Source organism: Acetobacter persici, from assembly GCF_018256955.1.
Taxonomy (GTDB): Bacteria; Pseudomonadota; Alphaproteobacteria; order Acetobacterales; family Acetobacteraceae; genus Acetobacter; species Acetobacter persici.
Genome location: NZ_JAERKU010000005.1, coordinates 151,682 through 173,000 on the forward strand (window position 1 = coordinate 151,682; position 21,319 = coordinate 173,000).

Consider the following 21,319-nt stretch of genomic DNA (forward strand, 5'->3'; position numbering starts at 1 on the left):
AGGACGCACACCGTTTACATGCTAATGACGTAAAACAGCGTCGCTGCGATAGTGATGGTAATGGGCAGCGTGAAGATCCATGCCAGAGCAATTTTGGTCAGCATCTTCGGGTTGATGCCGCTGCCAGAGCCCAGCATGGTCCCGGCAATACCGGCCGTGATGATGTGGGTGGTAGAGACCGGCAGGCCGGTATAACCCGCTGTGGCAATCAGGCCCGCGCCAACCAGTTCGGCTGAAGCGCCCTGTGCGGGGGTGAGGTGCGTGTTCCCAATCTTCTCACCCAGCGTATGCACAATGCGCTTATAGCCGATCATGGTGCCAAGGCCGAGGCACAGAGCGCTCAGCAGACGCACCCACCAGGGGGCATATTCCACGGTCGGGCGCAGGGCACCGCTGATATCTTTGGCGCTTTTCTTCTCGGCAGCGGAAGCCTCCGCATTGGACGCAACAGACTTCAGACCTGCCAGAACTTCATAAATATCGGCGCGCAGCTGAGAGGCCACAACTTTGGTGGGGTCGGTCGCCTGAAGGCGCTCGACAGAAGCCAGCGCTTCATCCCGCAGGCCGTCATGATCATATTTTTGCAGCAGGGGGGCAGCGATAACCGCCTGCGGGGCAATCTGCGGAATATGGGAGCCAGCATTCGGGCTGAGGGCAAACGTAGCCGGCAGGATGCCGATAATGGTCAGCATGATCAGGCCGATACTTTTCTGACCATCGTTGCTGCCGTGCGAGAAGCTGACGCCTGTGCAGGTGAGGATCAGCAGACCGCGCACCCAGCCATGCGGGGGTTTTTCACCCTGCGGCGGCTGATATAGTTCCGGGTCCTTCACCAGATGCTTCAGGATAAAATACAGGCCACCTGCCCCGATCAGCCCCAGAATGGGGGAGATGGCCAGTGCACGCAGCACCTTCCAGATCTGGGACCAGTCAACACTGTTGCCCAGCCCGCGCGTATGCAGGAACGCATCCCCAATTGCCACGCCAATCAGCGCACCAATAACGCAATGGGAACTGGAATTGGGGATACCGAACCACCAGGTAAACAGGTTCCATGCCAGAGCCGTGCCGAACAGTGCGATCAGCATCGGGACGGCAGGGTCTCCGTTGGGGGGAGACAGCACATCGGCTGGCAGCAGTTCCACCAACCCGTATGCCACGCTGATGCCCCCGGCCAGCACGCCGATGAAGTTCATCAGGCCGGACCAGATCACAGCCACGCGCGGCTTGAGGGAATGGGTGTAAATAACCGTTGCTACGGCGTTGGCCGTATCATGAAAACCGTTAACAAATTCAAAAACGCAGACCAGCAGAAAGCATGTGGTCAGCGCCAGAATGGAAAGCACCGAATACGGAGCAAAATGGAGCATGGGAACCAGTACCTGTGTTGCACTGAGTCGCATTAAGACCAGTTTTTTATTTTTTTCACCGGCCTAACAAAGAATTTCACAAAACCTTAACTGTCTTCATCTTGCGTTTTTCTTTCCGCATCCCTGTTGCGGACCTGCCGGGCCGACCCTGAAAATTAAATAGATTCAGGATCTTTACCTTTGTTTTGCAGTCTTCCACCCAGAGGGTCAGGCTGCATCCATCACCGACTCAGAAGCAGGCGATTACGCACGGTTTTAAAGCAGACGCGTGAACTTCAGCAGCACCCATGTGCCCAGCATGATGGCAAAGCACAGGCCACCCGCTTCCACCGTGCCCCATGATCCGTCCGTGAGGAACATGCCCCCGGTGTTCATGCCGAAAAAGCCGGTGACAAACGTGGCGGGCAGCATCAACGTCGTGCCGACGGAGACGATATACAGCCGGTGGTTGGTTTCTTCCGCCTGATTGGATGTGAGTTCATCCTGCAGGGAGCGCGCGCGGTCCTGCAGGGCCAGAAGGTCATCCAGTGCGGCGTGAACCTGCCGCTGGGAGCGGTCTCGCAGGTCATCTTCCGCCCATTCCGGCAGTTCCAGCTCTTCATCCCGGAAAATACGGTCCACCGGGGCCAGCACGCGTCGCAGTTCCGTAGACCGGCGGCGCACAAGGCCAAGCAGACCGCTCATGCGGCCCAGATCAGTATCACGGTCCAGCATCAGCAGGACATCTTCCGCACGGTCGAGCTGGTCATCCAGCCGGGCGAAGTCCCGCCGCAGCGTATCGGCAAACTCCAGCAGCGCGCGGTCTACCAGATTGGCGGGGGAGCGCGGCACAAGGCCGCGCCGGAGTTCATGAAACACCACGCCAAGGGCGGGAATCGGATGACGGCGGGTTGTGACCAGCAAATCCGGCTGGAGGGCGAACCGCCATGTGCTGACATTGCGGTCATCATCCGTTGTGGTGTCATCAAAGGCGGGAAGCGCGCCAAAAACCGTCTCGTCCTCGCTGTCCAGACGGATACTGCGCTCAAGGTTGGTCAGCACCTGCCGCACTTCTTCCGGCAGGGAGGGAATGCTTTCAATCTGGGTGCGGGAGAGGGTGTGGACAATATCAAAGTGGAACCATGCCCACCCGTCCGTTTCCGCCAGTTCCGGCGGAAACGCCCCGGTGAGCAGGCGCTGGGTAACAACCTCACGCTCTAGCTCCACCGGCTCATGCCCGGGGCGGCAGAAAATGGCCCAGATCAGGCCATCACGCAGCAGCGTACCGCCTTCCGAGATTGGCTCAGGCAAAGTGGAGGAGGCTGTTCCGGCCATCACTGAACTCCCTGTGTCCCGAAAGGGCGATCGTTGCCTGTCCCGTAAGGAAGCGCACCTGTCCACGGCCGGTCGCCGCAAACTTGGTCCGCTTCATATCACAGCAGTCTTACAGGACCAAGGCTCCGTTAGGCTGGCAACGCCCTCAGCGCGGGCGCACCGGGCGGGTCGGACGACGGGCATCGCCCCCGGCTCGCGGGTTTGCGGCGGGTTTACGGGTGGGTTTGAGCAGCGGTGCGGCGGTAATTTCCGCCTCAAGCTGCGCAATCCGCTTGCGCACGCTCTCCCGCAGGGCCGGAGAGGTGTGAGATTTCATGGCAGCCAGCGTTTCCTTCAGGTCCCGCAGTTGTTTCTGCTTTTCCGGCAGGCTGCGGCGGATGGGCTGGTTGTCTGACATCTGACCATGAAAGGCACGCATGGGTTTTCTCCCTTGAATATTCTAACTGCCCTTCAGCAGCCACAGGCTGCCAGAGCACACAGACACACGCCCGCTCCTCCGGCAAAAAGAGCCGGACAAGCGGGAAAAACACTATTTTTTATGTAAAGTACGCACAAAAACCCGTCTGGCAGGCTCAAAGCCTGCCGGGACGCCGTCTTCAGCGGTTGCGGAGGAGGATGTCCCGCAGGGCTGAGAGAAGCATCTCGCACTGCTGGTCCGTTCCAACCGTGATCCGCAGCCACGAGGATGTGCGCACACCGCGCAGATGCCGGACGATAATGGCGCGTTCCCGCAGGTCTGCCGCCAGTTCCGCAGCATCGCGGTCAGCATGGTGAACATAGACAAAATTTGCCTGTGAAGGCAAGACCTTGAAGCCCAGAGCCGCCAGCTTTGCAGACAGCGTTTTACGGGTGGTGATCACCTTTTGTACACTGTCCAGAAACCAGCTTTCATCCTCCACGGCCGCGGTGGCCCCGGCCTGCGCGATGCGGTCCAGCGGGTAGGAATTGAAGCTGTCCTTCACGCGGGTCAGCCCCTCAATCAGCTCAGGCTGCGCAAAGGCAAACCCCACCCGCGCCCCGGCCAGCGCGCGGGATTTGGAAAAGGTCTGCACCACCAGAAGATTCGGATAGTCCTTCACCAGTGCCACAGCACTTTCCGCGCCGAAATCCACATAGGCTTCATCCACCAGCACAACCCGGTCCGGGTGCATGTCCAGCAGGCGGCGGACATCATTCAGATCCAGCCCGATGCCCGTCGGGGCGTTGGGGTTAGCCAGCACCACGCCGCTGCATGGGCCCGCGTAATCAGCAACCTCAATGCCCATCTCCTCATTGAGCGGCACGAGGCGATACGGCAGGTCATACAGGCCGCAATAGACCTTATAAAAACTGTAAGTGACATCCGCGAACAGGATCGGCTCACCATGCGCAAAAAAGGCCTGAAAAGCGTGGGCCAGCACTTCATCCGAGCCGTTGCCGACGAACACGTTTTCCGCCTTCAGCCCCACGCGCTCAGCCAGCACGGTGCGCAGGCGGGTGGCTTCCGGGTCCGGGTACAGGCGCATGCTGTCATCCGCCGCCGCCTTCATGGCCTCCAGCGCGCGGGGGGATGGCCCGTAGGGGGATTCATTGGTGTTCAGCTTGATCAGGTCCGCCATTTTAGGCTGCTCACCCGGCACATAAGGCGTCAGGCGATGAACAAGAGGACTCCAGAAACGGCTCATGGCTGAAAACATCCGCAAAAAGAAAAGGCAGCCCCGGACGGAACTGCCTTAACCCCTAACTGATGCGTCTGAGCCTGAAAAGCCCGTGCGGCGTCAGCCCTGCCCGGCCTGCTGCGCTTTTATCAGAGCGACCAGTGCCGCGTTGCCCTGCCGCTGGGCCAGATCCAGCGCGTTCAGCCCCTCGCCATCACGGTGGGTCGGGCTGGCCCCGGCGCCGAGCAGTAGCTTTGCCATATCATCCCGCCCGAACATGACGGCAAACATCAGCGGAGTGCGGCCCACTGCGTTGGGCACGTCCACCTGCGCCCCGGCATCCAGTAGCAGGCGGGCCAGTGGCAGAGAGCCTTTGAAGGCCACCCCCGCCAGCGCGGTTGCCCCTTTTTCATCCTGCAGGTCAGGCTTGGCACCGCGCGCCAGTAACGTGCTGACAGCCTCCACATGGCCGTTATAGGAAGCCAGAATCAGCGGCGTGTAGCCTTTTTCCGCCCGCAGATTGGGGTCCATCCCCGCATCCAGAAAGCTGGAGAGCAGATCGGCCTCACCTTCCCGCGCGGCATTAATGAACAAGGCTTCCACCTGCTCCTGCGTGAAGTCCCCAAAGGCGGCTCCCGTGCCCGGTGCACCTGCGGGCTGCCCGCCCGGAGCCTGTGCACCAAGGGCCTGCGTGCCCTGAGACTGCGGGTCCTGAGAAGAAAGCTGTGTCATACCCGACCTCCGGAAAAATTCTTACAGAACTCAGACGCAGCACCTGCCCCGAGGCCTGACGGACCGGGACGTGCCGCAACTACTCATTTCTAGACTGTAAACCATCTCTATATCGTAAACGTCCCGGCCTGTGCAGCGTTTCCTGACCATGGCGGGGCTGCTCTGCCGGACGCAGGGCCGACTGGTGTTGCGCGCTACTTCGTATGTGGTGCTGCGCAGCCCTTTCCGCCACACCTCACGCGCAAGTGATGCCACTTGTTACAACCGCGGGACCGTCAGACTTTGCCGGCCTGAAATAGGGCGCAAAGGCTGCTCCGGCCAGTTTCAGCCCATCCCGCAGGGCCTGTTTTGCCAGCGGGAATAATCTTAAAAATGAGATTACCCGCCCCCGCGGCAGCCCCCGCCTGCCCTGCTGCGTTGAGAAAGCAGAGGGCGGTCCTGCGTCTTAAAAGAAGCAGAAAAGTCTCACACCTGCTCTCTTGCCCAATAACGCCGGACCGTGTGAATGTGCATACCCCTGACGTCCCGCCGGGCTCTTCCGGTGGCGGGGTCTTACCGGGCCAGAACAAAAAACGTCCATTCTGAAGGATAGGTTAGCATGCGTGCCTCTTTTTCCACCCCTCTTCGCGCACCGGCCGGTCAGGAAGCCGGGGGGACGGCCAACCTCGATAACCTGTGCATCAACACCATCCGCACGCTCTCTATGGATGGCGTTCAGAAAGCCAATTCCGGCCACCCCGGCACCGCCATGGCGCTGGCGCCTGTGGCGTACACCCTGTGGCAGGACGTTCTGAATTACGACCCGGCAGACCCGCTCTGGCCCAACCGGGACCGCTTTGTTCTGTCCATCGGCCATGCCTCCATGCTGATCTATTCCCTGATCTATCTGGCAGGCGTGCGGCAGGTGAAGAACGGGAAGGTCACCAATGAACCCTCCCTGACCATTGCCGACCTTGAGCAGTTCCGTCAGCTTGATTCCAAAACCCCCGGCCACCCGGAATACAGCCACACGACCGGCGTTGAGACGACCACCGGCCCGCTCGGGCAGGGCTGTGGCAACTCCGTCGGCATGGCCATGGCGGAAAAATGGCTAGCCGCGCGCTTCAACAAGCCGGGCTTTGAGCTGTTTAACCACCATGTGTACACGCTGTGCGGCGATGGTGACATGATGGAAGGCATCTCCAGCGAGGCCGCCTCCACCGCAGGCCACCTCAAGCTGGGCAATCTGGTATGGATGTATGACGCCAACCGCATCTCCATTGAAGGCTCGACCGATATCGCGCTGACGGAAGACGTCGCGGCCCGCTTTGCCGCCTATGGCTGGCAGGTGCTGGAACTGAAGGACGCGAACGATACCGCAACCCTGAAAGACCTGCTGGCGCAGGCCAAAGCCGAGACCGAACGCCCCACCTTTATTCTGGTCCATTCCGTGATTGCATGGGGTGCGCCGCACAAGGCAGGCACCGCCTCCGCCCACGGTGAGCCGCTGGGTGCGGAAGAAATCCGTGAAACCAAGAAAGCTTATGGCTGGCCGGAAGACCGCAGCTTCTATGTGCCGGACGGAGTACAGGCCCACATGCAGGACGGTCTGGGCGCACGCGGCGCCAAGGCCCGTGCTGCGTGGGAAGCCCTGCTGGCTGACTACCGCACCGCGCACCCGGAACTGGCTGCCGAACTGGATGCCATTCTGAGCGGTACCCTGCCGGAAGGCTGGGATGCGCAGATCCCGGTTTATGATGCCAGCGCAAAAGGCACCGCGTCCCGCGCCAGCTCTGGTGAGGTGCTGAATGCTGTGGCAGGCCGCCTGCCCTGGCTGCTGGGTGGCTCTGCTGACCTTGCCCCCTCCACCAAGACCCTGCTGAAAGGCGAGCAAAGCTTCCAGCCCGCCGCATGGGGTGGCTCCTACGCAGGCCGGAACTTCCATTTTGGCGTGCGCGAACATGCCATGGGCGCCATTGTCAACGGCATGGCGCTGTATGGTCTGCGCCCCTACTGTGCGGGGTTCCTGATCTTCTCGGATTACATGAAGGCCCCCATCCGGCTTTCTGCCCTGATGAACCTGCCGGTCACCTATATCTTCACGCATGATTCCATCGGCGTGGGGGAAGACGGGCCGACGCATCAGCCGATCGAGCAGCTTGTGCAGCTCCGCGCCACACCCGGCATGACAACCTTCCGCCCCGGTGATGCGAATGAAGTGGCCGAAGTCTGGCGCTACCTGATTGCCAAACAGGATGGCCCGGTGGCGCTGGCGCTCAGCCGGCAGGACCTGCCGACGCTGGACCGCAGCCGCTTTGCCCCCGCCTCCGGCGTGGCAAAGGGGGGCTACATTCTGGCCGACAGCACGGAAACCCCGAAGGTGATCCTGATTGCCTCCGGCAGTGAACTGGGTCTGGCGGTATCCGCCTATGAGGCCCTGAGCAAGGACGGCATCCCCGCCCGCGTGGTGTCCCTGCCGAGCTGGGAAGTGTTTGAAGCGCAGCCACAATCTTACCGCGATACGGTGCTACCGCCGTCCATTACAGGCCGCGTGACCATTGAAGCAGCCTCCCCCATCGGCTGGGATCGCTATGCCGGTCCGACGGGTGAGATTATTGCCATGCGTGGCTTCGGGGCGTCTGCTCCGGCCGGGCAACTGGCGAAGAAATTCGGCTTTACTCCGGACGCCGTGCTGGAAGCAGCGCGCCGTCAGGCGCGCTAAAGCGCGCCTTCAACACAGATCAGATGTTTTATGCTGCCCGGCTGAGCTAAAAAGGCCGGGCGGCGTGCAAAAAGGACGCCAAGCATGACCGCTTCTTCTAAAGGTGCCAATCCGCTGCGGGATCTTGCCGCTGTGCAGCAATCCCCGTGGTTTGACTTCATTCGCCGCTCCTTTGTTGAAGACGGCTCTCTGGCCCGCCTTGTGCAGGATGATGATGTACGGGGCGTCACGTCCAACCCCGCCATTTTCCAGAAAGCGATGGGCGAAGGCACGGAATATGACGCCCAGATCCGTGAGATTCTGGCGCACGAAATTGTCTCCCCCGGCGCGCTGTATGAAAAACTTGCTGTGCGGGACATCAAAACCGCAGCCCATGTTCTGGCCCCGGTCTATGAGGCCACCCATAAGAAAGACGGGTTTGTCAGCCTTGAAGTCTCCCCTTATCTGGCGCGGGATGAAAAAGGCACAGCGCATGAGGCCGGCCGCCTGTGGGCGGATGTGGCTGAACCCAATCTGATGATCAAAATTCCGGCCACCCCGGAAAGTATTCCCGCCATCCGCCAGACCATTGCCGCGGGCATCAACGTCAACGTCACGCTGATTTTTGCGCTCTCCGCTTACAAGGCGGTGGTTGAGGCCTGGCTGTCCGGGCTTGAAGACCTGCATAAAAAAGGTGGGGATCTGTCTAAGGTCGCCTCCGTGGCGTCCTTCTTTGTCAGCCGGATTGACGGCAAGATTGATGCTGCAATTGATCACCGCGTGAAAGCGGGTGACAAGGACGCCGAGGCTCTGAAAGCCCTGCGCGGCAAGGTGGCTATTGCCAATGCCAAAGTGGCCTATGCCTACTGGCAGGAGATGGTGCAGACCCCGCGCTGGAAGGCGCTGGAAGCCGCCGGAGCCCAGCCGCAGCGCCTGCTGTGGGCCTCCACCGGCACCAAGGACAAAGCCTATAGCGACGTCCTGTATGTGGACAGCCTGATCGGCCCGCACACCGTCAACACCGTGCCGCCCGCCACCATGGATGCCTTCCGTGACCACGGGACTGTTGCCGAAACACTGACTGCCGGGCTTGAAGACGCCCGCCATGTGCTGGCCGAAGCAGAGCGGCTGAAGCTGGATCTGGACGGTGTGACCGCCACACTGGTGGATGAAGGCGTGACCTCTTTTGAGGAAGCGTTTGACAGCCTCCTCGGCTCCGTTGCAGCCAAACAGCAGGCCATGCTGGCGGACAAGCTGACGGACATGAAAACCAGCCTGCCCGCCCCGCTGGAAGAGGCTGTGCAGAAAGGACTGGACGCATGGCGCAAGGACGGCACCATCCGCAAGCTGTGGGCCAAGGATGCCTCCGTCTGGACCAGCGGACCGGAAGCTGACTGGCTGAACTGGCTGACAATTGTTGAGGACCGTCTGACCCATCTGTCTGAGCTGGAAAGTTTTCAGGCTGAGGTGAAAGCCCGCAACTTCCATCAGGTTCTGCTGATGGGCATGGGTGGCTCCAGCCTCGGGCCGGAAGTTCTGGCCATGACCTTTGGCAAGCATGAAGGCTTTGGCCACCTGTATGTGCTGGACAGCACGGACCCGCAGCAGGTTGCCTCTTTTGAAAAGAAGATTGACCCGGCCAACACGCTGTTCATCGTCGCCTCCAAATCCGGCGGCACGCTTGAGCCGAACATCATGCTCGCCTACTTCCATGACCTCGCCAAACGCGCACTGGGTGAGAAGGCTGGCTCCCACTTTGTCGCCATTACGGACCCCGGCTCCAAGCTGGAGGCTCAGGCGCAGAAAGAGGGCTTCTGGAAGATTTTTGCAGGCGATCCGAAAATTGGGGGCCGCTATTCCGTGCTCTCCAACTTCGGCATGGTGCCCGCTGCCGCCGCTGGCCTGCCGCTGAAGCTGTTTCTGGAAGACGCCCTGCGCGGCGTGCGCATGAGCGATGCCAGCGTGCCGCCTGCCCACAACCCCGGCGTGCTGCTGGGCACCATTATGGGTGTGGCCGCAACGCAGTTCGGGCGGGATAAGCTGACCATTCTTGCAACGCCGCAGATTGCCGATTTTGGCGCATGGATGGAGCAGCTGATTGCGGAATCCACCGGCAAGCACGGCAAAGGCATCATCCCCATTGATGATGAAACGCTCGGCGGCCCGAAACGCTACGGCACAGACCGCCTGTTTGTTTACCTGCGTCTGGTGCCTGAACACCGCCATGAGCAGGATGAAGCCATTGCCACGCTGATTGATGCCGGGCAGCCGGTTATCACTATCAATTTGCATAGCAAGCGCCAGATTGCGCAGGAATTCTTCCGCTGGGAGATTGCAACCGCTGTGGCCGGGGCGTTTCTGGGGATCGACCCGTTTGACCAGCCGGATGTGGAAGCCAGCAAGGTGGAAACCCGCAAACTGACGGATGCCTATAACCAGACAGGCAAACTGCCCGCAGAGCAGCCTTTTGCGCAGCACGGCTCTTTCTCCTTCTTTGCGGACCCGGCCAACGCCAAAGCCCTGAAAGGCGATAGCGCGGAAGCCATCCTGAAAGCCCATTTCGACCGCGTCAAAGCGGGCGATTATGTTGGTCTGCTGGCCTATATCGAGCGGGACCGGGCCACGATGGAATGGATTCAGCACACACGGCTGAAAATCCGTGATGCCAAAACCATTGCGACGGCTGCGGAATTTGGCCCGCGCTTCCTGCATTCCACAGGGCAGGCCTACAAAGGCGGGCCGGACACGGGCGTTTTCCTGCAAATTACGGCTGATGATGCGAAGGATCTGCCGGTACCGGGGGCCAATTACAGCTTTGGCGTGGTGAAAGCCGCTCAGGCGCGCGGGGATTTTGACGTGCTGGCCGAACGCGGCCGACGGGCGCTGCGGGTGCATATCCACGGCTCTCTGAAAGACGGGCTGGCTGCTCTGGCGACCGCCCTGCACGGCGCTCTGTAAAAGAGAACCTGCACGTCAGACATGATAAGACGCTGTTTCAGAAGTCGCCTCTTCTGAAACAGCGTCCGAGAAACAATTAAGGAAAACAGAGTATGCAGATCGGCATCGTCGGGCTTGGCAGAATGGGCGGTAATATTGCCGTCCGCCTCACACGGCACGGACATGACGTGGTGGTGTATGACCGCGACCCCGCAGTTGTTGAAAAAGTGGTGGCCCGTGCGGAAGCCGGGCACGCTGTAGGGGCCAGCAGCCTGACGGATGTGGTGGAAAAACTGGCAGGCCCCAAGCGGATTGTGTGGTCCATGCTCCCGGCTGGTGAGATTACGGAGCAGACCGTGCTTTCACTGGGCGGCCTGATGCAGCGCGGCGATATTGTGATTGATGGCGGGAATACCTACTACAAAGACGATATCCGCCGGGCAAAAACGCTGGCTGAAAAAGGCATTGATTATATTGACGTCGGCACGTCCGGCGGCGTGTGGGGGCTGGAGCGCGGCTACTGCATGATGTACGGCGGCGCGAAAGAAGCCGCTGAGCATATCGACCCCATTCTGTCCGCCCTTGCCCCCGGCATTGGCGATATCCCGCGCACCCCCGGCCGTGACCGGGATGGCGTGGACCCGCGTGCCGAGCAGGGCTACCTGTATTGCGGCCCGGCAGGCTCCGGCCATTTTGTCAAAATGGTCCATAACGGCATTGAATACGGCATGATGCAGGCCTTTGCCGAAGGCTTTGACGTGATGTACCGCAAGGACTCCCCGCTGCTGCCGGAAGATGAACGCTTCTCGCTCAACATGGCGGATATTGCGGAAGTCTGGCGGCGTGGCAGCGTGGTGTCCTCCTGGCTGCTGGACCTGACGGCACAGGCGCTGACCAAAAATGAATCGCTCTCCGAATTCTCCGGGGAAGTGAATGATTCCGGGGAAGGCCGCTGGACCATTGAGGCCGCGATTGAAGAAGCTGTGCCGGTCCCTGTCATGACGGCTGCGCTCTTCACGCGCTTCCGCTCCCGCTCCGGCAACACTTTTTCTGAAAAAGTGCTGTCTGCCATGCGGTATGGCTTTGGCGGGCATGTTGAAACAAAAGACTGAATCCGTATTTTAACACGCTGACAGCACACGGGAGCGCACACGCAGCATGACGGTTACCGAGAACGCCCTTCACGCAGCCCTTGCGCCCCCGGCCAGCCGCATCCGGCTGGTGGTGTCCGACATGGACGGCACCCTACTGACCCCGGAAAAGCAGGTGACGCACCGCACGCTCGCCGCCGTGCAGGCCTTAAAGGAGGCAGGGATTCCCCTCTGCCTCGTCAGCAGCCGCCCGCCGGGTGGCATTGAAATGTATTTTGATGTGCTGGGCCTGCACACGCCGTATGGCGCGCTGAATGGCGGCACTATCCTGAACGCCGACCGCACCGTACGCTCCCAGCTCGCGCTGGACCCCGGCGCAGTGCAGGACACGCTGGACATGCTGAAGGTGCATGATCTGGATGCCTGGCTGTTCCGTGGGCATGAATGGCTGGTGGATAACGCCACCGGGGCCTATGTGGAGCCGGAACGCAAAACGGTGCGGATAGAACCGCAGATTGTCTCAAGCTTTGCGGGCTCTCTGTCCGGTATTGGCAAAATTACCGGCTCTTCTGCCGATTATGATGCCGTGGCCCGGCAGGAAGCCGAAATTGGTATGCTACTGGAAGGCCGCGCCAGCGTGGCGCGCTCCAGCCAGTGGTTCCTTGATATTACCCCGCTGGACGCCAATAAAGGCAACGCCGTGCGGGAACTGGCCGCCTTTTACGGGATAGACCCCTCCGAAGTCGCCTGCATTGGTGACATGGATAACGATGTGCCGATGTTTAAAGTGGCCGGACTGTCCATTGCCATGGGGCAGGCGTCCGACCGCGTGGCCTCACAGGCCCATTTTACAACAGCCGCCAACACGGATGAAGGCTGGGCCAAAGCCATTGAATCCCTCGTGCTGCCCCGCGCAGTTTCCCTGAACGATCAGCCCGCCAGCCCGTCCGCTGTGGCCCCCGGCACACCGGGCGGAGCCTGAGGGCGGCTGGCCCCGGAAAGGACTGAGAGCATGACCGGACATACCCCCTCCCCCAAAACCAGCACCAGCCCGGACACCGGCGCGGGCGCAGATACCCGCACGGGCACACTGGCCATCTTTGACGATAAAGCAGCCGCCACGCATCATCTGGCCGACTGGCTGTTGCAGGAGGCACTGGCCAAAACGGACGGGCCGTTCAGCCTTGCGCTGTCCGGCGGCAGCACGCCGCAGCCTCTGTACAGCATGATGGCGTCTGAACCCTATGCCAGCCGCTTCCCGTGGGCGCGGATGCAGTTTTTTCTGGGGGATGACCGTTTTCTGGCGCACGACCATGAAGACAGCAATTCCGGCATGCTCAACCGCCTGCTGTTCTCCCACGTGCCCGTTCCGGCGGAAAATGTGCATCTCATCCCCACCGCAGGGACGGCAGAAGAGGCCGCCAGAGCCTATGAGGCCGAGCTGAAAACCTTTTACGGGGCAGACACACTCCAGCCGGGTAAGCCGCTGTTTGACGTCAATCTGCTGGGGCTGGGCGGGGATGGTCACACCGCTTCCCTCTTCCCCGGCCAGCCGGTGCTGAAGGAACGGACGGCGTGGGTTTCCACCTGCGTACCGCCTGTGGCGCCCTATACGCGCCTGACGCTGACATACCCCGCCATTGATGCCAGCCGCCATGTGGTTTTTCTGGTGGAAGGCGCTTCCAAGCGGGAGACCGTAGCAAAGGTCCGTGCGCAGGACCCGTCCTGCCCGGCCAGCGCCATTACCTCCATGGGGGATCTGACCTGGGTGCTGGACCGTGCAGCTGCCCCGGCCGATGCCTGACCAGCCCCCCGCAGGACGCGGGACGGACGACACTCACCACTCAGACCTGAGACCTGAGACCTGAGACCTGAGACCTGAGACCTGAGACCGGCGTCACCAGACTCTGAAGACAAAAAGCAAGAATAAAGGACACACACCATGACCGGCACAACACCAGACCCCGCCGCCAACCTCAAACAGCAGGCAGCCATCAAGGCGGCCGCTCTGGTGCAAAACGGCATGGTTGTCGGGCTTGGAACAGGCTCAACAGCGTTTTTTGTAGTTGCGGAACTGGGCCGCCGCGTGCGGGAAGAAGGGCTGAAAATCTGCGCCATTCCCACCTCCGAGGCCACAGATGCTCAGGCGCGGGAAGAAGGCATTCCGCTGACCACCTTCGGCGCGCATCCGGAACTGGATATCACCATTGATGGCGCGGATGAAATTGAGCCGAATACGCTCAACCTCGTCAAAGGCCGGGGCGGCGCGCTGCTGCGGGAAAAGATTGTCGCCTCCGCGGCAAAGCAACTGGTGATTGTGGCCGACAGCAGTAAATACGTGGACCATCTGGGCATGCTCTGCCCGGTTCCGGTGGAAGTGATCCCTTTTGGCTGGGAAAACGTAGCCGTCCGGCTTGGCCATCTTGGCGCACAGGTCACCCCGCGCAAAACGCGGGACGGCTCTTTTTATCTGACGGATGAAAAGAACCTGATTCTGGATTGCGTCTTCGGCCCGATTGCGGACCCGCACACGCTGGGCGAAGCCATCCACCGGATTGTAGGCGTGGTCGAACACGGGCTGTTTATTGCAATGGCCACACAGGCCATTACCGCCGGGCCAGATGGCATCCGGGTGATTACCCCCACCGTGTCCGATGGGGTGATTTCTACCCCGACGCTCGACCCGTCTGACCCTGTCACGCATGTCGCCCCCGTCCCGGAGCCGGAGGCGGCCAGCAAGACCGTGCTGCCAACCCAGCCTGTAGCGGAAGGCATCCGAAAACGCCTGCTGGTGATTATGGGCGTTTCAGGCTCCGGCAAGACCACCATTGCCGAGGGGCTGCGTAATGAACTGGGCTGGCCATTTCAGGAAGGGGATGACCTGCACCCGGCGGCCAACGTCACCAAAATGGCGGCAGGCACCGCCCTGAATGATGAAGACCGCTGGCCATGGCTGGAACGCTGCCATGAGTGGCTGTCCGGGCGGGAACAGGCAGGCACCGGCGGGATTCTGACCTGCTCCGCGCTGAAGCAGTCCTACCGGGATGCGCTGCGCAAGGGCGGGCTGGACCCGGTCTTTATCTATCTGCACACCACGCACGCTGTGCTGGTGGAGCGGCTCAAAAACCGGAAGGGCCACTACATGCCCCCCACGCTGCTGCCCAGCCAGCTTGAAACGCTGGAAGTGCCGGGGCTGGAAGAACGCGCACTGACCGTGGCGGCAGAGGCCAGACCGGCCGAAACCATTGCGGAAATCCTGTCCTGCCTGAAAACTGTCTGACCCGTTCCACTCTCCGCGTGAGAACGCTCTGAACAACCGCAAAAGGGGAGGCGCACCGTGGGCCATAATTACGCAAAACCGCTGACATCCGGGCAGAAGATGGAACGGTTGCTCACGCGGATTCCTCCCTCATGGGCGGTTCGGGTGGACCGTGCGGCTGGCACGGCCCTGTGGCGCGCAACCGTCCATGCGCCGGAAGCAGCCGAAGGCGCGTGGAGTGACAGCTACCCGGACCCGGCGGACGCGCTGGAAGACGCATGGCGGCGCAACCGCACCGTGCTGGTCTGACTTTTAACGGACGCGCCCGCGTTTGCGTGGCTGGCCTGTCAGCGGGTTGATCTGCGGAGCCCGGCGCGGCTTGGGCGTTGTGTCCGGCACCACATGGCAGGATATACCCTCCGCCCGGCGGGCTGCGGCAAAGCGTTCCGCGTGGCTTAGCTGCGCGGCCTGATACAGAACTTTCTCCCCTAGCATCACCTTATGCTGTCGCACTGATCTGTCCTTTTTCTCTCCGGGTCATTTCAGCCTGTACGGGTGCGATATTGCACCCGCGCCTTCTGTATTCTAACGTATATAATACCATCAGGTCGGAATACTCATGCGCTCTTTCATGCTCCGTTGCAGACTGCTCTGCTCCTCCTCCCTCATGCTTGGCCTGCTGAATGCAGGTCTGGCGGCCCCGCTGGCAGCCCCTTTGGCAGCACATGGGCAGGCGGCGGCCCGTCCGGCTACTGGGCAGGCGACGCAGACAGAGTCCACTCCCGGCGCGCATGTTGTCGGGCAGGCCGTGGCCACCATGCCTGCCATCAATAATATCCCGGTCTATCCCCGCACAGTGACGGATATGAGTGGCACCAGCGTTGCGCTGGATAAAAACGCCCATAACATTGCCGATCTCTGGTTTGCCCATAACGAAATTACCGTAATGCTGGGCGGTGCGGAGCGCATCAGGGTCACAGCCGACAAACCGGAAGACCTGCCCTGGCTGTTTAAAATAGCACCCATGCTACGCTCGGCTGAAACCGGCATCCGCCCAGAGATTGCCAACCCGGAAGACCTGCTGAACCGCCATATCGGGCTGGTTTTTGTGCCGACCCGCGCCAAGGCGGAAGATTTACGTAAAACCGGCCTGCCCACGCTGGACGCCCATTACACCACCCTGCCGCAGATGCTGACCTCGCTGGACATGACAGCCGATGCGCTGGCCACGCCCTACGCCCACCTGATTGCAGCCCAGTATCGCAAAAAGCTGGAAGAGGTGGAGCAGCGTCTGCAAACGCGCACCTCTGCCCTGCCCGCCGCTGCGCGCCCGCGTGTGCTGCATATTGCGCGCCTCACCCCGCTCCAGATTGATGGTGCGGACACACTGATTGACGCATGGATTCAGGCCGCGGGCGGACGGAATGCGGCGGCAGAGGTCTCCGGCAATCATCGCCCGGTTACGTTTGAGCAGATTGCGGCATGGAACCCGGATATGATCATCATCGCGGCCAATGCGGGCCCCGTGGCCGCAGACGCCCCGCTGCGCACTCTTGCCGCGTTCAGGCAGGGCAAGGTCTGGACCAATCCGCAGGGTGTGTTCCCGTGGGACCGTTACGGGTGTGAAGAACTGCTCCAGCTTGAATGGGCCGCGCAGAAAATTCATCCGGATCTGTTCAGGGATCTTGATCTGCGCAGTGAGGTCAAAGCCTTTTACACGCAGTTCTTCCGCTACACGCTGACGGATGATGACGTGACGCGGATTCTGGCAGGCCAGCCGCCTGCCACCCCCTGACGCGACTAGGCATAACATCCCGGGTATAAATCCACAGGGACTCAAAATTAGTCCTTCCCTCCCGGAGGGGAAAGCAGGCATTACAGGCAGCGTGAGACATCAGACAGACGCCTCTCTGCCTGTTTCAGCGCAGCCATGACCGGCTTGCTGGACCATATGCGCACCCACAACACGCCGCCCCGGTTTCTGGCGGCGCTTCGGGCGCTTGTGCGGAAAGATACCCTGTGGCTCATTGCGCTGGCGGCGCTTGTAGGCGTGCTGGCGGGCGGTGTTGTCAGCCTGATGACAGCCACAACATTCCTCACCCACCATCTGCTCTCCCCCGGTTCCGGCCGCCTGTCCGGCCTGAGCCATGTCAGCCCCGTGCGCGCCCTGCTGGTCCCTACGGCGGGCGGACTGCTGCTGGGGCTGACCAGCCTGTATCTGGCCCGCAAAACCCGTTTCCGCCCGATTGACCCGATTGAGGCCAACGCCCTGCATGGGGGCCGCATGTCCCTGCGGGACAGTCTGATTCTGGCAGGCCAGACCATTCTCTCCAACGGGTGCGGTGTTTCGCTGGGGCTGGAGGCCGGGTTCAGCCAGCTTGGCGCGGCCTTTGGCTCCCGCATTGGCCGGCAGTTGCGCATGCACCGGGCAGATGTGCGGCTGCTGGTGGGCTGCGGGGCCGCCGGGGCCATCGGGGCCGCGTTTGATGCGCCGCTGGCCGGAGCGTTTTATGCGTTTGAACTGATTATTGGCTCCTACACCTTTACCGCATTGGCCCCGGTCGCGCTGGCGGCCATCTGCGGGATTGGCGTGGTGCACCTGACAGACACCGTCCTGCCGCCAATTCTTGTTGCCACACCGCAGAACATTCCGCTCATGGTGTATTTCCCCATCATTCTGCTGGGCATTTTTGCTGGGCTGGTGGGCATTATGCTCATGCGCGGCGTGACGCTGACGGAACACACCTTCCAGCGCCTGCCGCTGCCCGTCTGGCTGCGGCCTGCGCTGGGCGGCCTGCTGGTGGGCGGGCTGGCCCTGCTCTCCCCCTCCGTTCTGTCCTCCGGCCATATGGCCATGCGGGCCGGGCTGATCAGTTCCCCGCCGCTGATGCTGGCGCTCGGGCTGCTGGGGCTCAAGGCGCTGGCCTCGGCTATTTCCATCGGGTCGGGCTTTCGCGGTGGCTTGTTTTTTGCCTCACTGTATCTGGGCGTGCTGACAGGGGCGGTGTTTGCCGGAGCACTTGCCCCACTGGCGGTGCTGCCGGTGTCCGTCTGCGCCATTGTGGGCATGTGTGCGCTGGCCGTGGCGGTAATCGGCGGCCCCATGACCATGATCTTTCTCGCACTGGAAACCACAGGCAGCCTGCCGCTGACGGGGGCTGTGGTGGTCTCGGCCATTGTCTCCTCCATGACGGTGCGGCGGACCTTTGGCTATTCCTTCGCCACATGGCGCTTCCATCTGCGCGGGGAAAATATCCGCTCGGGCGTGGATGTGGGCTGGATGCGCACCCTGACGGTGGAACGGATGATGCGCACGGAAATTGCCACCTTCCCGGAAACGGAAACCGTGCAGGCCGCGCGCACCGCCTTCCCGCACCAGACGCCGCGCTACATCCTTCTGTGTGACGCGCAGAACCACTATAAGGGGCTGGTGGAAAGCGTGCTGTTCCACGCCAGCCGCGTGCCGGAAACCACACCGCTGACAGAGCTGGTAGCCGCGGATGATGTCGCCCTGACGCCCGCCCTCTCTCTCTCCACCGCCATTGATACGTTTGAGCGTCTCGCCCGCCCCGCGCTGGCCGTTGTGGACGCGGACAACCACATTCTCGGCCTGCTGAGCGAACGCTATGTGCTGCGCCGCTACGCCGAGGAACTGGAACGCACCCGCCGGGAACTGGCAGGGGAGAAATACCGCGTCTGAAGACCCCCTGCGTCTGACGGGCACAGCATCCGCTTTTGCGTTCTGACATCCTGCCGCTATGGCTGATTACTCTTCTGACTGAAATAAAGGCGAAACGGATGGTCTTTTCTCACGCTTTGAAAACACCCCTGCCACTGTGCGGAGCGTTTTGTCTGGCGCTCGCGCTGGCTGGCGCACCAGCACTTGGGGCCACGGGGCACCAGAACGCCTCCCGTCCCGCTTCTCCCGCACTGGACAGCGCCGCTCTTGCTGTGCGGGCCGAACTGAACGCCGTTGGCGCGGCCCGTTTCACCGCGCCGGACTACAAGCCCGGCGTGGTGCGTCATATGGTGATGTTTGCTTTCCGCCCCGGAACCACCGCCGCGCAACGGGCTGAAGTGACGCGGCGTTTTGTGGCGCTCACCACCCTCTCCCGCCGCCCGGATGGCAAAGCCGTGGTGGCCTCTCTTGAAACCGGCGCGCAGAGCAGCGGGGAGAACGCGGATCTCGGGCTGGAGCAGGGCTATCTGGTCACCTTTGCGTCAGAAGGGGACAGGAATTTTTACGTCGGCCGCCCGATTGTGACCGAGGCAGGACACTTTGACCCCGCGCATGATGCGTTCAAAACCTTTGCAGGCCCGTATCTGGCCAGAGTGGTGGTATTTGACTTCACGCCTGCTGCCCCGGTGGCCCCGTAAAACGGCCTCTGGCTTTTTTGCCGGAAGACTGCAAGGGTTTCCGGGCGGTGCGCCGTTTCCGCCCGGAGCGGGAGGCCGCACCAACCCAGACGCATATCTGTGATCTGGCACGGAAGAAGAAGAGTGTTATAACACCCCCCACGTTTTTTGCCTGATCCAGACGGAGCCTTACCTTATGACCGCCCCTGCCCAGACCCCGGCGAACCAGTCTCTGCTGGGCCGCCTGAAGGATATTGCCGGACACAGCCATGTGCTGACCAGCGAGGCCGAAACCTACCGCTTCCGCCACGGCTTCCGCTTTGGGGCAGGCAAGGTGCTGGCCGTGGTGCAACCGGGCACGCTGGTAGAACTGTGGCGCGTGGCGCAGGCCTGTGTGGCCGCGGGCAAAATTATCATCATGCAGGCCGCCAATACCGGCCTGACGGGTGGCTCCACGCCGGATGGTAATGATTATGACCGCGAAATTGTGCTGATCAGCACCCTGCGGCTGACCGGCGCGCATCTGATTGGCGGCGGTAAACAGGTTGTCTGTCTGCCCGGCGCCACGCTGTATGAGCTGGAAGGCATGCTGGGCGCCATCGGGCGGGAACCGCATTCCGTTATCGGCTCCTCCTGCATTGGTGCCTCCGTTCTGGGCGGTATCAGCAACAACTCCGGCGGCGCACTGGTGCAGCGCGGCCCGGCCTATACGGAAATGGCCGTGTTTGGTCAGGTGGGGGAAGACGGCACGCTGCGGCTGGTCAACCATCTGGGCATCCAGCTTGGGAATGACCCGGAAGCCATTCTGAACAAGCTTCAGGCAGGCACCTTCTCCGATGCGGATATCGACTGGGATGCGGGCCGCGGGCATGACAACAACTACATCACCCACGTGCGCGATGTGGATGCGGATACCCCTGCCCGCTTCAACGCAGACCCGGCGCGCTGGCATGAAGCCGCAGGCTGCGCTGGCAAGCTGGTGGTGTTTGCTGTGCGTCTGGACACCTTCCCGGCGGCCAAAAACCCTGCGGTGTTCTATATCGGCTCCAACAGCACGCACGAGCTGGAAGACCTGCGTCGCCATATGCTGACAGGCTTTGAAGAACTGCCGATTGCCGGTGAATACATCCATCGCGACGCATTCAATATCGCCGAGAAATACGGCAAGGATACCTTTGCCATCATCCGCAAATTTGGCACGAAGTTCCTGCCAAAAATGTTTGCCATGAAGTCAAAGTTCGACATTTTTGCCAAGAAGTTCGGCTTCCTGCCTGAAAACCTGAGTGACCGCATCATGCAGGCGCTCAGCGTGTTCATCCCCACCCAGTTGCCAAAACGCATGCTGGACTACCGGGATAAATTTGAACACCACCTGATGCTGAAAACCTCCGCTACGCTGGCCGCCCCCATGAAGGCGTATCTGGAGCAGTTCTTCACCACCGCGACGGGCGAGTTTTTTGAATGTACGCCGGATGAAGGCTCCCGCGCCTTCCTGCACCGCTTTGCCGCGGCCGGGGCCGCCGTGCGCTACCGGGCCGTGCATCACCGTGAGGCGGAAGATATTGTGGCGCTGGACGTGGCCCTGCGCCGGAATGACCGGGAATGGTTTGAAAAACTGCCGAAAGAGATTGAAGATAAGATTATCGTCAAACTCTATTACGGCCATTTCCTGTGCCATGTGATGCATCAGGATTACGTCATTAAAAAAGGCTACAACGCCATGGACGTGGAACACAGCATGCTCCCCGGTCTGGACCAGCGCGGCGCGCGTTACCCGGCGGAACATAACGTGGGCCATCTCTATCAGGCTCCGGATGTTATGCTGGCGCATTACCGGGAGCTGGACCCCTGCAACTGCATGAACCCCGGCATCGGTCTGGCGACCAAGAAGAAAAACTGGGTGGCCGAAAGCGTCTGAAACGCGATAGAGAGGTCCGGCCCTT

General features: G+C 61.4%; 17 protein-coding genes and 1 pseudogene. 12 read left to right on the top strand and 6 right to left on the bottom strand.

The genetic code is table 11. From position 1 onward, the window contains the following. Window positions 1–14: 14 nt before the first annotated feature. The 5 genes from JK199_RS08185 to JK199_RS08205 form a co-directional block, all read right to left on the bottom strand. Window positions 15–1,370 carry an inorganic phosphate transporter gene (locus JK199_RS08185; RefSeq protein WP_086654670.1) on the bottom strand — a complete coding sequence of 452 codons (1,356 nt, stop codon included), beginning with the start codon at window positions 1,368–1,370 and terminating at the stop codon, window positions 15–17. Between the two features lie 255 nt (window positions 1,371–1,625). Continuing rightward, window positions 1,626–2,684, bottom strand: a complete 1,059-nt coding sequence (locus tag JK199_RS08190) for a transporter (protein WP_025825690.1) — start codon at window positions 2,682–2,684, stop codon at window positions 1,626–1,628. Between the two features lie 145 nt (window positions 2,685–2,829). Beyond that, window positions 2,830–3,102, bottom strand: coding sequence for a hypothetical protein (locus tag JK199_RS08195; RefSeq protein WP_212375096.1), 273 nt, complete (start codon window positions 3,100–3,102; stop codon window positions 2,830–2,832). 178 nt (window positions 3,103–3,280) lie between these two features. Then, window positions 3,281–4,348 carry a histidinol-phosphate transaminase gene (hisC, locus tag JK199_RS08200; RefSeq protein WP_212375098.1) on the bottom strand — a complete coding sequence of 356 codons (1,068 nt, stop codon included), beginning with the start codon at window positions 4,346–4,348 and terminating at the stop codon, window positions 3,281–3,283. Window positions 4,349–4,441: 93 nt separating this feature from the next. Then, entirely contained in the window at window positions 4,442–5,053 is a 612-nt protein-coding gene (locus JK199_RS08205) for an ankyrin repeat domain-containing protein (protein ID WP_212375117.1), read from the bottom strand. Between the two features lie 598 nt (window positions 5,054–5,651). Here JK199_RS08205 and tkt point away from each other — a divergent pair. The 8 genes and pseudogenes from tkt (at window position 5,652) to JK199_RS08245 (ending at window position 15,329) form a co-directional block, all read left to right on the top strand. Beyond that, window positions 5,652–7,754 (top strand): transketolase, encoded by a 2,103-nt coding sequence (tkt, locus tag JK199_RS08210; protein WP_212375119.1) that lies wholly within the window; start codon window positions 5,652–5,654, stop codon window positions 7,752–7,754. An 84-nt stretch (window positions 7,755–7,838) separates the two neighbouring features. Continuing rightward, complete coding sequence (locus JK199_RS08215) at window positions 7,839–10,691, top strand: bifunctional transaldolase/phosoglucose isomerase (RefSeq protein ID WP_212375121.1); 2,853 nt, start codon at window positions 7,839–7,841, stop codon at window positions 10,689–10,691. 92 nt (window positions 10,692–10,783) lie between these two features. Beyond that, window positions 10,784–11,782 carry a phosphogluconate dehydrogenase (NAD(+)-dependent, decarboxylating) gene (gnd, locus tag JK199_RS08220; protein WP_212375124.1) on the top strand — a complete coding sequence of 333 codons (999 nt, stop codon included), beginning with the start codon at window positions 10,784–10,786 and terminating at the stop codon, window positions 11,780–11,782. Window positions 11,783–11,828: 46 nt separating this feature from the next. Beyond that, on the top strand, window positions 11,829–12,743 hold the full coding sequence (locus JK199_RS08225) for an HAD family hydrolase (protein ID WP_212354860.1): 915 nt from the start codon (window positions 11,829–11,831) through the stop codon (window positions 12,741–12,743). A 30-nt stretch (window positions 12,744–12,773) separates the two neighbouring features. After that, on the top strand, window positions 12,774–13,565 hold the full coding sequence (gene pgl / locus JK199_RS08230) for a 6-phosphogluconolactonase (protein WP_212375126.1): 792 nt from the start codon (window positions 12,774–12,776) through the stop codon (window positions 13,563–13,565). 138 nt (window positions 13,566–13,703) lie between these two features. Next, window positions 13,704–14,405, top strand: a pseudogene (gene rpiA, locus JK199_RS08235) (ribose-5-phosphate isomerase RpiA); the annotation flags it as partial. Between the two features lie 153 nt (window positions 14,406–14,558). Then, complete coding sequence (locus JK199_RS08240) at window positions 14,559–15,041, top strand: gluconokinase (protein ID WP_212354918.1); 483 nt, start codon at window positions 14,559–14,561, stop codon at window positions 15,039–15,041. A 57-nt stretch (window positions 15,042–15,098) separates the two neighbouring features. Beyond that, on the top strand, window positions 15,099–15,329 hold the full coding sequence (locus tag JK199_RS08245) for a hypothetical protein (protein ID WP_077930982.1): 231 nt from the start codon (window positions 15,099–15,101) through the stop codon (window positions 15,327–15,329). Between the two features lie 3 nt (window positions 15,330–15,332). On the opposite strand, the gene JK199_RS08250 is transcribed toward JK199_RS08245, so the two are convergent. Further along, on the bottom strand, window positions 15,333–15,533 hold the full coding sequence (locus JK199_RS08250) for a hypothetical protein (RefSeq protein ID WP_212375128.1): 201 nt from the start codon (window positions 15,531–15,533) through the stop codon (window positions 15,333–15,335). 118 nt (window positions 15,534–15,651) lie between these two features. Here JK199_RS08250 and JK199_RS08255 point away from each other — a divergent pair, with 118 nt between their 5' ends. From JK199_RS08255 to dld, 4 genes are all read left to right on the top strand, one after another. Next, on the top strand, window positions 15,652–16,815 hold the full coding sequence (locus tag JK199_RS08255) for an ABC transporter substrate-binding protein (RefSeq protein WP_244984998.1): 1,164 nt from the start codon (window positions 15,652–15,654) through the stop codon (window positions 16,813–16,815). Between the two features lie 135 nt (window positions 16,816–16,950). Continuing rightward, a complete protein-coding gene (locus JK199_RS08260; RefSeq protein WP_077930980.1) occupies window positions 16,951–18,720 on the top strand; it encodes a chloride channel protein in 1,770 nt (589 codons plus the stop codon). A gap of 98 nt (window positions 18,721–18,818) precedes the next feature. Beyond that, window positions 18,819–19,397, top strand: coding sequence for a Dabb family protein (locus JK199_RS08265; protein ID WP_212375130.1), 579 nt, complete (start codon window positions 18,819–18,821; stop codon window positions 19,395–19,397). A gap of 175 nt (window positions 19,398–19,572) precedes the next feature. Continuing rightward, window positions 19,573–21,294: a D-lactate dehydrogenase gene (gene dld, locus JK199_RS08270; protein ID WP_212375132.1), complete on the top strand. Its 1,722-nt coding sequence runs from the start codon at window positions 19,573–19,575 to the stop codon at window positions 21,292–21,294. Window positions 21,295–21,319 lie beyond the last annotated feature (25 nt).